The sequence below is a fragment of the Streptomyces sp. NPDC101132 genome (genome assembly GCF_044759225.1).
GTDB lineage: Bacteria > Actinomycetota > Actinomycetes > Streptomycetales > Streptomycetaceae > Streptomyces.
Window position 1 is genome coordinate 225,851 of record NZ_JBIVYX010000003.1, and the last position, 11,789, is coordinate 237,639.

The 11,789-nt window shown below is 74.3% G+C and carries 9 protein-coding genes; 8 read left to right on the forward strand and 1 reads right to left on the reverse strand.

Translation table 11 applies throughout. From position 1 onward, the window contains the following. Positions 1-122 precede the first annotated feature (122 nt). The gene (locus tag ACIQUR_RS08595) at positions 123-878 is read left to right on the forward strand and encodes a class I SAM-dependent methyltransferase (RefSeq protein ID WP_403661418.1); all 756 of its coding nucleotides are present in this window, start codon (positions 123-125) and stop codon (positions 876-878) included. A 52-nt stretch (positions 879-930) separates the two neighbouring features. Here ACIQUR_RS08595 and ACIQUR_RS08600 read toward each other — a convergent pair whose 3' ends face one another. After that, positions 931-1,146 (reverse strand): hypothetical protein, encoded by a 216-nt coding sequence (locus tag ACIQUR_RS08600; protein ID WP_403660431.1) that lies wholly within the window; start codon positions 1,144-1,146, stop codon positions 931-933. Positions 1,147-1,251: 105 nt separating this feature from the next. Between ACIQUR_RS08600 and ACIQUR_RS08605 the strand changes: the two genes are divergently transcribed. The 7 genes from ACIQUR_RS08605 (at position 1,252) to ACIQUR_RS08635 (ending at position 11,771) form a co-directional block, all read left to right on the forward strand. After that, complete coding sequence (locus ACIQUR_RS08605; RefSeq protein WP_403660434.1) at positions 1,252-2,463, forward strand: bifunctional adenosylcobinamide kinase/adenosylcobinamide-phosphate guanylyltransferase; 1,212 nt, start codon at positions 1,252-1,254, stop codon at positions 2,461-2,463. A 62-nt stretch (positions 2,464-2,525) separates the two neighbouring features. Continuing rightward, on the forward strand, positions 2,526-3,587 hold the full coding sequence (gene cobT / locus ACIQUR_RS08610; RefSeq protein ID WP_403660437.1) for a nicotinate-nucleotide--dimethylbenzimidazole phosphoribosyltransferase: 1,062 nt from the start codon (positions 2,526-2,528) through the stop codon (positions 3,585-3,587). Between the two features lie 104 nt (positions 3,588-3,691). Further along, the gene (locus ACIQUR_RS08615) at positions 3,692-5,509 is read left to right on the forward strand and encodes a phosphatidylglycerol lysyltransferase domain-containing protein (RefSeq protein WP_403660440.1); all 1,818 of its coding nucleotides are present in this window, start codon (positions 3,692-3,694) and stop codon (positions 5,507-5,509) included. Then, positions 5,506-6,192 (forward strand): hypothetical protein, encoded by a 687-nt coding sequence (locus tag ACIQUR_RS08620; RefSeq protein WP_403660443.1) that lies wholly within the window; start codon positions 5,506-5,508, stop codon positions 6,190-6,192. Before ACIQUR_RS08615 ends, ACIQUR_RS08620 begins: the two co-directional genes overlap by 4 nt. A gap of 348 nt (positions 6,193-6,540) precedes the next feature. Further along, positions 6,541-7,731, forward strand: a complete 1,191-nt coding sequence (locus ACIQUR_RS08625; protein WP_403661421.1) for a sensor histidine kinase — start codon at positions 6,541-6,543, stop codon at positions 7,729-7,731. Next, on the forward strand, positions 7,728-8,414 hold the full coding sequence (locus ACIQUR_RS08630) for a response regulator (protein WP_403660446.1): 687 nt from the start codon (positions 7,728-7,730) through the stop codon (positions 8,412-8,414). Before ACIQUR_RS08625 ends, ACIQUR_RS08630 begins: the two co-directional genes overlap by 4 nt. A 210-nt stretch (positions 8,415-8,624) precedes the next feature. Beyond that, entirely contained in the window at positions 8,625-11,771 is a 3,147-nt protein-coding gene (locus ACIQUR_RS08635) for an efflux RND transporter permease subunit (protein WP_403660449.1), read from the forward strand. Positions 11,772-11,789 lie beyond the last annotated feature (18 nt).

Below are 11,789 nucleotides of genomic sequence, written 5' to 3' on the forward strand. Positions count from 1 at the left end.
CCCCGGGCGGGACCACGGTCCCCGCCCAGCCGGGCCCCCCGGCCACGGCTCCGGCGACCGCCGGCGCGGCTCCGCGTCCGCCCGTCCGCCCGTCCGCCTTCAGCGGCGGCGCCGACGCCTGGCTGGCCGGGCTCGGCGGCCTGCGCAACACGGTCCGCCAGGAACTGGTCGCCCGCCAGGTCGAGGAGCAGATCACCGCCCGCTACCCGGTCGGGCAGCGGCTGCGGATCCTCGACGTCGGCATGGGCCAGGGCACCCAGGCCCTGCGGCTCGCCCGGGCCGGCCACAAGGTCACCGGACTCGAGTCGGACCCCGGCATGCTCCAGGTCGCCAGGGACGCCCTCGCGGGCGAGCCCGCCGGCATCAGGGAGCGGGTCCGCTTCATGGAGGGCGACGGCCGCGAGACCGGCGCCCACTTCCTGCCGGGCAGCTTCGACGTGGTGCTCTGCCACGGCGTGCTGATGTACGTCCCCGAGCCCGACGCCATGCTCGCGGCGCTGGCCCGGATGCTGGCCCCGGGCGGCCTGCTGTCCCTGCTGGTCCGCAACGGCGACGCGCTGGCCATGCGGCCGGGGCTGAGCGGCGACTGGGCGGGAACCCTGGCCGCCTTCGACACCGAGGCGTACACGAACCGGCTGGGGCTGCCCGTACGGGCCGACCGGCTGGACGCCCTCACCTCCACCCTGTCCGGCATCGGCGCGCCGCTGCACGCCTGGTACGGGGTGCGGGTCTTCACGGACACCATCGGCAACGAGGTGGAACTCCCGGCCGCGGAGGAGCTGGAGCGGCTGCTGGCCGCCGAGGACCGCGCCGGACGCGTGGACCCGTACCGCGGGGTGGCGGCGCTGCTGCACCTCTGCGGGGTCCGCGGACAGTGACCCGACGGCCGGGTGCCGCCCCCGTCGGGGCCGCACCCGGCCGGTCCGGGCGCTACGAGGCTTCCGCCGCCTCGCGCAGGGACATCACGTACAGCTCGGTCCCGTTGTCATCGCTGAGCGCGACCTTCTCGGCCCCGCCCTCCAGCAGTTCCTTCCAGACCTCGCCGATCCACGACTCGGCGTCCCCCTGCGTGGTGAACTCCTCGGGCTCCACCGCCGGGGCCGTCTCCGCGCCCTGCGCGTCCTCGAACCGCCACGTCCACGCCATGCCCGCCTCCGATGCTCGTCCGTACGCGTCGGCTGTACGCAGTCCAGCCTGCCCGCAGCGTAGCCGGGCGCGCACGGGTTGCGGGGACGCGGGAGGATCATCCACGTGGAACTGACTCTCCTCGGTACCGGGGCGCCCGACGGGCTGCCCCGCCCCGGCTGCCCCTGCGCCGCCTGCGCCGCCGCCGTCGGCCCGCTGGCCCGGGCCGCCACCGCGCTGCTCGTGGACGGCGCGCTGCTGCTCGACCTCACCCCCGGGGCGGCGCTGGCCGCCGCCCGTGCCGGGCACTCGCTGTCCGGGGTGCGGCAGGTGCTGCTGACCCATCCGCACGACGGGCCGGCCGTGGAGCTGCCGCCCGGGCTGCCGACGGCGGGCCGGGTGCCGGACGGGCGCGAGCTGGCGGTGATCAGCGGGCACCGGGTGCGGGCCGTGCCGATGGACTCGCCGGGCACCGGGTACGAGGTGACCGGCCCGGACGGGGAGCGGCTGCTGTACCTGCCGCCCGGCGGGTCCCCGGCGGGGGCCGACGGAGCGGGCGGGCGCCGGGACCGGGCGTACGACCTGGTCGCCATGGACGTGGTGGGGCGCCCCGACGCCCTGGCCCGGCTGCGGGCCGCGGGCGCGGTGGGGCCGGCCACCGACGTCGTCGCCGTCCACCTCGGGCACGAGGTGCCGCCGGGCGCGGAGACGGACCGGCGGCTGGCGGCGGCCGGCGCCCGGGCGGTGCCGGACGGCACGACCCTCGTGGTGGGGGAGTACCACGCCGTACCCGACGTGCCGCGCCGGACGCTGGTGCTGGGCGGGGCGCGCTCGGGCAAGTCCGTGGAGGCCGAGCGGCGCCTGGAGACCTTCCCGACGATCGAGTACGTCGCCACCGGCGGCACCCGCGAGGGCGACCCCGACTGGGCGGCCCGGATCACCCTGCACCGCGACCGCCGCCCCGGCTCCTGGCGCACCACCGAGACCTGCGAACTCGTGCCGCTGCTGGCCGCCGACGGCCCGCCGCTGCTGATCGACTGCCTGGCCCTGTGGCTCACCGACGCGATGGACCGGGTCGGCGCGTGGGACGACGGCACCTGGGCGGAGACCGGCCGCGCGGCGCTCGCGGAGCGGGTGGCGGAGCTGGTCGCCGCGGTGCGTGCGACGGGCCGTCAGGTGGTGCTGGTCAGCAACGAGGTGGGCTCGGGCGTGGTGCCGGCCACCGCCTCGGGCCGCCGGTTCCGGGACGAACTGGGGCGCCTGAACGCGGCGGTGGCGGCCGAGTGCGAGCAGGTGCTGCTGGTGGTCGCGGGCCAGGCGCTGGTCCTGCGCGGGTGACGCCCCCGGCCGGCCGCCGGGCGGGGCGCTGACCGGCCCCGGCCGCCTGTACTGTTCGGCAGATGAGCAGGCTGAACCTCGACGACTTCTCCGATCTGATCGAGCGCCCCGACGCGGGCGTGCGGCGTGACGCCGAAGAACGCCGTGACCGGCTGGCCGTGCCGCCCGGCTCCCTGGGGCGGCTCGACGAGCTCGCCGAGTGGCTCGCCGCCGCCCAGGCCGCCGTACCGGTCAAGCCGGTCGAGCACCCGCGGGTCGTGCTCTTCGCGGCCGACCACGGGGTGGCCTCGCTCGGCGTCTCCGCCCGGGCCGCCGGCTCGGCCCACGAGCTGGTCCGCAAGGTGCTGGACGGCGAGAGCCCCGTCGCGGTGCTCGCCCGCCGCCTCGGCGCCGGGGTCCGGATCGTCGACGCCGGCCTGGACTGCGAGCCGGAGCTGCTGCCCGAGGAGGTCGTGCGCCACCGGGTGCGCCGGGGCAGCGGCCGGATCGACGTGGAGAACGCCCTCACCGCCGAGGAGGCCGAGGCCGCCCTCCGCATGGGCATCGCCCTGGCCGACGAGGAGGCCGACGCCGGCACCGACCTCGTGGTCCTCGGCGACCTGAGCGTCGGCGGCACCACGGTCGCCGCCACCCTGATCGCGGCGCTGTGCGGCACGGACGCCTCCGTGGTCACCGGCCGCGGCGGCGCGCCCATCGACGACCTGGCCTGGATGCGCAAGTGCGCCGCGATCCGCGACGCGCTGCGGCGGGCCCGGCCGGTGCTGGGCGACCAGGTCGAGCTGCTCGCGGCGGTCGGCGGCGCCGACGTCGCGGCGATGACCGGCTTCCTGCTCCAGTGCGCGGTGCGCCGTACGCCGGTGATCCTCGACGGCGTGGTCTCGGCGGCCTGCGCCCTGGTGGCCCAGCGTGCGGCGTTCCGCGCCCCCGACTGGTGGCTGGCCGGTCAGGCGAGCGGCGAACCGGGACAGAGCAAGGCATTGGACCGCATGGCACTCAACCCGTTGCTCGACCACGGCGTCACAGTAGGAGAAGGAACCGGGGCGTTGCTCGCGCTCCCCCTCGTCCAGGCGGCCGCCGCACTCGCTGCGGAGCTGCCCGTGCGTGAGGTGGAGGAGACGCACTGAGCCGCGGGGAACCGGCGCTGACCACGCCGGTTCCCGTGCTCTCATGTGAAGGATGATGCCCCATATCATCGCTTTTCATGGGAGAAGTCCGTTTGGCTACCGATATGACCGACCGGAAGACCGCCGGTGGGGACTCGGTCCGGGGGGAGAGCCGGGACACCGGCCGGAGCACCGGCCCGGGCACCGGCGCGAGCGGCGAGCGGGCGCGGCGCAGCGCGTCGTTCGCCGTCTGGTACCTCCGCACCGTCGCGTTCGTCAACTTCCTCAGCGCCGTGTGGGTCTCCCTCGGGGCCGACCTCCGCCGGCACAACTCCGAGGACTACTTCACCCCGTACATGCTGACGGCGGGCTTCGCGTCCGGCCTGTTCACGCTCTTCCTCGCGGTCACCATGCGCCGCCGCAAGCGCGCCGCGTGGATCCTCAACCTGGTGCTCAGCGGGCTGCTGCTGGTCCTCTTCGCGTACGTCTGCGCCGTCTTCCCGGAGTTCCGGGCACACCCGCAGAACTGGGTCTCCCTCGGCCTGACCGCCGCCTTCGTGGCCGCGCTCCTGCTGGGCCGGCGCGAGTTCTACGCCAAGGGCGACCGCTCCAACCCCAGGCTCGCCGCCGCCGTCGCCGTCCTGGGCCTGCTGGTCACCTCGCTGGCCGCCGCCCTCCTCGTGGGCGCCACCAACGCGACGCCGGACCACGCCGAGGCCTCCTTCATGCACCGCTGGCGGTACGGCGTGATGCGCCTGGTCACGCTGGCCACCGACGACTCCGCGTACCCCGGCATCAACACCCCCGGCTGGGTCGACGTCGCCATCAACGTGATGTCCACCCTGCTGCTCCTGGCCGTCCTGTACGCGGCCTTCCGCTCCCGCAAGGCCGTCGACCCCCTCACCGAGGACGACGAGGAGCGGCTGCGCGCGCTGCTGGCGCGGCAGGGCGACCGCGACTCCCTCGGCTACTTCGCGCTGCGCCGCGAGAAGAGCGTCATCTGGTCGCCCACCGGCAAGGCCGCCGTGACCTACCGCGTCGTGGGCGGCGTATCGCTCGCCTCGGGCGACCCGATCGGCGACCCCGAGGCCTGGCCGGGCGCCATCGAGCCCTGGCTGGCCGAGGCCCGCGAACACGGCTGGGTGCCGGCCGTCATGGGCGCGAGCGAGGAAGCCGGCACGGTCTACGCGCGCCACGGCCTCGACGCCCTCGAACTCGGCGACGAGGCCATCGTCGAGACCGACGAGTTCACCCTCGAAGGCCGCGCCATGCGCACCGTCCGGCAGGCCTACAACCGGGTCAAGCGGGCCGGCTACGAGGTCCGCATCCGGCGCCACGCCGACATCCCGGCCGACGAGATGTACGAGCTGCTGCGCCGCGCCGACGACTGGCGCGACGGCGCGACCGAGCGCGGCTTCTCCATGGCGCTGGGCCGGCTGGGCGACCCCGCCGACGGCCAGTGCGTGATGCTGGAGTGCACCGACGGCGAGGGCGAGCTGCGGGCGCTGCTGTCCTTCGTGCCGTGGGGGCCCAAGGGCCTGTCCCTCGACCTGATGCGCCGTGACCGCGATTCCGAGAACGGCCTGATGGAGTTCATGGTCATCGAACTCCTGGAGCGGTCCCGGGAGATCGGCATCACCCAGGTCTCCCTCAACTTCGCGATGTTCCGCTCGGTGTTCGAGCGCGGCTCGCGGCTGGGTGCGGGCCCGGTGCTGCGCCTGTGGCGCTCGCTGCTCTCCTTCTTCTCGCGCTGGTGGCAGATCGAGTCCCTCTACCGGGCCAACGCCAAGTACCGGCCGATCTGGGAACCGCGGTTCATGCTCTTCGAGAAGAGTTCCGACCTGCTGCGGATCGGCATCGCGGCGGGCCGGGCGGAGGGTTTCCTGGAAGCTCCGGGGCTTCCGAAGTGGCTGCACCGCAGACACCTGGAGAGCAAGCGTTGAGGGAGTTCGCCCGCCGCGAGTGGGGGCCGCTCTACCGGACGGTCCGGGAGGCCCTGGTCACCCGCGGGTGGCGCGCCGTTCCGATGACCCTGGGCGCGGTGGCCCTCACCTCGATCTTCCAGATCGTCCAGAACCAGCCGTGGGGCTTCCGCCCCGTCCAGAACCTCGGGTCGGTGCACGCCACCGACCCGCTCTGGCTCGCCCTGCTGCGGACCCCGCTCTCGCTCTTCGTGCCCGCCCTGGACCTGCCGGTCTGGGGTGCGCTCGCGCAGATACTGCTGGTCTTCGGCATCGCGGAGATCTGCATCGGCTGGTGGCGGACGCTGCTGGTCGGGTACGTCGCCACGCTCGCCGGCACCACGTACGCGCGGATCGGCATCGCCCTGGGCCCCGACCACCCGCTCGGCCTGCCGGCGTCCGACAAGCTGGTCAACGACACCGGCCCGTCGGCGGCGGTGGTCGGCCTGGCGGTCTTCGTCTGCTGGCGGTACCGGGCGTACCTGACGGGCGGGGTGGTGATCCTGCTGATGGTGGGCGAGATCCTGGTCAAGAACAACCTGGCGGGCAAGGAGCACCTGGCCGCCATCGCGGCGGTCCTGGTCCTGATCGCCGTCCGCGTCGCGATCTGGGGCCCGCCCCCGGTGCCGCCGGCCGTGGCGGCCGCCCGCGCGTCCCTCCCGTAGCCCCGCCCGCCTTCCGCGGCCGCGCCCCAGCGGATGCGGCACCGGCCCGGCGGGGCGGGCGGCACCGGCCCCTCCGCGGCCCTCGCGCCCCTGCCGGTGCCGGCAGATCCGGCCCCTCCGGCATTCGAGGAGCTGGGGGAGGGACAGCCCGCAAGGCAGGACCCGCATCCGGCGACGGCCCCCGCACGGGGCGCGGGGAGCGGCACCGGCGGAGCCACCCGGCGCGGGAGGGGCGCCGGTGTCACCCAGGACCGGCGGAGCCACCCGGCACGGGAGGGGCAGAGGAACCCGTACCCTCTCCCGGTGAGCACCCCACTGGCCCCCGGCCTGGCCCCCACCCGCCACTGGATGCGCCGCCATCCCCTGGCGATGGACGCGGTCCTGGCCCTCGGGGTGCTCGTCGCCATGGTGCTCGGCTCCTTCGTCGAGCCCTCCGGCATCCACGGCCGCCCCACCTTCGGCACCCGCGCTCCCGACCTCCCCAGCCTCACCCTGATGCTCATCGGGGCCACCGCGCTCGTCTTCCGGCGCCGCAGGCCCAAGGCCGTGCTCGCCGCCACCTGCGCCGTCTCCCTCGTCGAGCTGTTCGCGGGACCGCCCCGCGCACCCGTCCCGATGTGCGCCGTCGTCGCGCTCTACACGGTGGCCGCCAGCACCGACCGCCCCACCACCTGGCGGGTCGGCCTGCTCACCATGACCGGCCTCACCGCCGTGGCCATGCTGGTCGGCCCGCTGCCCTGGTACGCCCAGGAGAACCTCGGCATCTTCGCCTGGACCGGCATGGCCGCCGCCGCGGGCGACGCCGTCCGCAGCCGGCGCGCCTTCGTCGACGCCATCCGGGAGCGCGCCGAGCGCGCCGAACGCACCCGCGAGGAGGAGGCCCGCCGCCGGGTCGCCGAGGAGCGCCTGCGCATCGCCCGCGACCTGCACGACGTGGTCGCCCACCACATCGCCCTGGTGAACGTCCAGGCCGGGGTCGCCGCGCACGTCATGGACAAGCGCCCCGACCAGGCCAAGGAGGCCCTGGCCCACGTCCGCGAGGCCAGCCGCTCGGCGCTCAACGAGCTGCGCGCCACCGTCGGCCTGCTCCGCCAGTCCGGTGACCCGGAGGCGCCCACCGAACCCGCGCCCGGCCTCGGCGTACTCGACGAGCTGGTCGACACCTTCCGCCACGCCGGACTGCCGGTCGAGGTGGCCAGGGACCGTACGGAGTCCCCGCTCCCCGCCTCGGTCGACCTGGCCGCGTACCGGGTCATCCAGGAGGCGCTGACCAACGTGCGCAAGCACGCCGGCCCCGACGCCCGGGCCGAGGTCAGCGTGGTCCGGGTGGGCCGCACGGTCGAGATCACCGTCCTCGACGGCGGCACCGCCGACGCCGCCGCCGCGCCCGTCCCCGAACCCGGCGGCGGCCACGGCCTGCTCGGCATGCGCGAGCGCGCCACCGCGCTCGGCGGCACCTGCACCGCGGGCCCCCGCTTCGGCGGCGGCTGGCGGGTCCATGCGATCCTGCCCCTGGAGACCGCGGGGGAGGAACGATGACGATCCGGGTGCTGCTCGCCGACGACCAGGCCCTGCTGCGCAGCGCGTTCAAGGTGCTGGTGAACTCCGAGCCCGACATGGAGGTCGTCGGGGAGGCCTCCGACGGCGCCGAGGCCGTCCGGCTGGCCGGGGAACGGGCCGCCGACGTGGTCCTGATGGACATCCGCATGCCCGGCACCGACGGGCTCACCGCCACCCGCATGATCAGCGCCGACCCCGAGCTGGCCGGCGTGCGGGTCGTGATGCTGACCACCTTCGAGGTGGACGAGTACGTCGTCCAGTCCCTGCGCGCGGGCGCCTCCGGCTTCCTCGGCAAGGGCGCGGAGCCCGAGGACCTCCTCGGCGCCATCCGGATCGCGGCCGCCGGCGAGGCCCTGCTCTCCCCGGCCGCCACCAAGGGCCTGATCGCGAAGTTCCTGGCCCAGGGCGGAGGTTCGGTCTCCGGTCCGGCCCAGGGCATGCACGCGGAGCGGCTGGCCACGCTCACGGGCCGGGAGCGCGAGGTCCTCGTCCACGTCGCGGCCGGCCTGTCCAACGACGAGATCGGCGGGCGGCTGGAGGTCAGCCCCCTCACGGTCAAGACGCACGTGAACCGGGCCATGGCCAAGCTCGGCGCCCGCGACCGCGCCCAACTGGTGGTCATCGCCTACGAGTCGGGACTGGTCCGGCCCCGCGTGGAATGAAACGCCCCATTCGGGACGGGTCGGGCGCACGGTGCACGCCGTCCCCCGGGCGGGGAGTACACCCCCGTACTCCAACCGCGGTATGCGGGAGATAAGGAAAGGGACCTGGGGGCGAGGATCCGGCCCCGGTGGATGGCCGAAGGTGGAGGCTGGGCGGCTCCGTACGCCCGACGCCCTGCCTGATCCGCCACGGAAGAGAGACCTCCACCCATGTCCTGGCTGTCCCGCTTCAGCCTCGCGCAACGGGCCCTGATCGGACTCGTCTCGATCGTCGCGCTCGTCTTCGGCGCCATCGCCATCCCGCAGCTCAAGCAGCAGCTGCTGCCCTCCATAGAACTGCCCATGGTCTCGGTGCTCGCCCCGTACCAGGGCGCGTCCCCCGACGTGGTGGAGAAGCAGGTCGTCGAGCCCCTCGAAAGCACCATCAAGGCCGTCGACGGCATCACCGGCGTCACCTCGACCGCCAGCGAGGGCAACGCCCTCATCATGGCGACCTTCGACTACGGCGACAGCGGCACCAAGCAGCTCGTCGCCGACGTCCAGCAGGCCGTCAACCGGGCCCGCGCCCGGCTGCCCCAGGAGGTCGACCCGCAGGTCGTCGCCGGCTCCACCGACGACATCCCGACCGTCGTGCTCGCCGTCACCTCCGGCAAGGACCAGCAGGCCCTCGCCGACCAGCTGGAGCGCACCGTCGTCCCCGTCCTCCAGGACATCGAGGGCGTCGGCCAGGTCAGCGTCGACGGCGTCCAGGACCTCCAGGTCACCGTCTCCCCGGACCCGGCGAAGCTCGCCGCCAAGGGGCTCGACCAGGCCGCCCTCGCCCAGGCCCTCCAGGCCGGCGGCGCGACCTTCCCGGCCGGCTCCTTCGACGAGCAGGGCCAGAACCGCACCGTCCGCGTCGGCACCGGCTACACCTCGCTGGAGCAGCTTGCGGACCTGCGCCTGTCGGCCGGTCCCGGCAAGCCGGTCACCCGCCTCGGCGACGTCGCCACGGTGAAGCAGGAGCCGTCCGCCGCCGTCTCCATCACCCGCACCAACGGCAAGCCCAGCCTCGCCGTCGTCGTCACCATGGACAAGGACGGCAGCGCCGTCGCCATCTCCGACGCCGTCAAGGACGAGCTGCCCGGCCTGCGCGCCGACCTCGGCTCCGGCGCCGAGCTGACCGTCGTCAGCGACCAGGGCCCGGCCGTCTCGAAGTCCATCTCCAGCCTCACCACCGAGGGCATGCTCGGCCTGCTCTTCGCGGTCGTCGTGATCCTGGTCTTCCTGGCCTCGGTCCGCTCGACCCTGGTCACCGCGGTCTCCATCCCGCTCTCGGTCGTCCTCGCGCTGATCGTGCTGTGGACCCGCGACCTGTCGCTCAACATGCTGACCCTGGGCGCCCTCACCATCGCCATCGGCCGCGTCGTCGACGACTCGATCGTGGTCCTGGAGAACATCAAGCGCCACCTGGGCTACGGCGAGGAGCGCGAGAGCGCCATCATCACCGCCGTCAAGGAGGTCGCCGGCGCGGTCACCTCCTCCACGCTGACCACCGTCGCGGTCTTCCTGCCCATCGGCCTGGTCGGCGGCATGGTCGGCGAGCTGTTCGGCTCGTTCTCCCTCACCGTCACCGCCGCGCTGCTCGCCTCGCTGCTGGTGTCGCTCACGGTCGTCCCGGTCCTGTCGTACTGGTTCCTGCGCGCCCCGAAGGGCACCGACCCGGCCGACGCCGAAAGTGCCGCGGCAGCCCGGGCCGCCGCCGAGGAGAAGGAGGCCCGCAGCCTCCTGCAGCGCGCGTACGTACCCGTGCTGCGGTTCGCCACCCGGCGCCGCATCACCTCCGTGGTCATCGCCCTCGTGGTGCTCTTCGGCACCTTCGGCATGGCGCCCCTGCTGAAGACCAACTTCTTCGACCAGGGCGAGCAGGAGGTCATGTCGGTCAAGCAGGAGCTGCCGCCCGGCACCTCCCTCGCCGCCTCCGACGAGGCCGCGCGCAAGGTCGAGAAGGTCCTCGACTCCGTCAAGGGCGTCAAGGACCACCAGGTCACCGTCGGCTCCTCCGGCTTCCTCGCGGCCTTCGGCGGCGGCACGGGCTCCAACCAGGCCCAGTACCAGATCACCCTGGAGGACTCGGCGACCTTCGAGGACACCCGCGACCGCCTCCAGGCGGAGCTGGACCGGCTCGACGGCATCGGCGAGACGAACATCGCCGCCGGCGACGGCTTCGGGAACCAGAACCTCAAGGTCGTGGTGAAGGCCGGCGACGCCGCCGTCCTCAAGCAGGCCGCCGAGCAGGTGCGCAAGGCCGTCGCCGGCCTGAAGAACGTCAGCGACGTACAGAGCGACCTCTCGCAGTCCGTGCCCCGCATCTCCGTCAGCGCCACCCCGAGGGCCGCCGAGCTCGGTCTCAACCAGGCCGCCCTGGGCCAGCTCGTCGCCCAGGCCGTCCGCGGCAACCCGGTCGGCAAGGCCGTCCTGGACGACACCGAGCGCGACATCGTGGTCCGCTCCGCCCGCCCGGCCACCACCCTGGCCGAGCTCAAGGCGCTGCCCGTCGGCCCGCTGAAGCTCGCCGACGTCGCCACCGTCGAACTGGTCCCGGGCCCCGTCGCGATGACCCGCATCGACGGCGCCCGCGCCGCCACCATCACCGCCCGGCCCGACGGCGACAACACCGGCGCGGTCAGCGCCGCCCTCCAGACCGAGCTGAAGAAGCTCGACCTCCCCGAGGGCGCCACCGCCGCCATCGGCGGCGTGTCCGAAGACCAGGACGACGCCTTCGCCTCCCTCGGCCTGGCGATGCTCGCGGCCATCGCGATCGTCTTCATGCTGCTGGTCGCGACCTTCCGGTCGCTCGTCCAGCCGCTGATCCTGCTGGTCTCCATCCCCTTCGCCGCCACCGGCGCGATCGGCCTGCTGGTCGCCACCGGCACCCCGATGGGCGTCCCGGCGATGATCGGCATGCTGATGCTCATCGGCATCGTGGTCACCAACGCGATCGTGCTGATCGACCTGATCAACCAGTACCGGGCCCAGGGCCTGGGCGTGGTCGAGGCCGTCGTCGAGGGCGGCCGGCACCGCCTGCGGCCGATCCTGATGACCGCCCTGGCGACGATCTTCGCGCTGCTCCCGATGGCGCTCGGCGTCACCGGGGAGGGCGGCTTCATCTCGCAGCCGCTCGCCGTGGTCGTGATCGGCGGCCTGGTCACGTCGACGCTGCTGACCCTGCTGCTCGTGCCGACGCTGTACGCGATGGTCGAGCTCCGCAAGGAGCGCCGCCGGGACAAGCGCGCGGCCAGGCGTGCGAAGAAGGCCGGCACGCTCCCGGCCCCCGCCGCCGCGGCCGACGACGCGCCGGAGTCGGTCACGGTCTGACCCCCGTACGGAGCCCCC